Source organism: Methyloparacoccus murrellii (genome assembly GCF_054657115.1).
In genome coordinates this window covers 1-274 of the sequence record NZ_BAAHXD010000143.1, presented here as the reverse complement: position 1 = coordinate 274, position 274 = coordinate 1, and the positions used below count along the sequence as shown (strand labels likewise).

1 pseudogene is annotated in these 274 nt (G+C 60.9%); it reads left to right on the top strand.

The features are described from left to right. A pseudogene (locus ACYQ1H_RS15655) lies at positions 1-274 on the top strand (integrase core domain-containing protein); the annotation flags it as partial.

Genomic DNA, 274 nt, shown 5'->3' with positions numbered 1-274 from the left:
CAGGTGCGGCCTTCGATGGGAACGGTGGGCGATGCCTACGACAACGCGATGGCCGAGAGCTTCTTCAGCCAGCCTGGAAGGCGAACTCATCGAGCGCAGCACCTTCCAGAGCAAGGCGCAGGCCCGCATGGCGGTCTTCACCTGGATTGAAGGCTGGTACAACCCCCGGCACCGCCACAGCGGCCTGCGCTACCTCTCACCCCTGAACTTTGAAAGGAGCAACGAGGCCATGTTTGATGTTGTCGAAGATGCCGTCGTGCATGTCGAGACAACA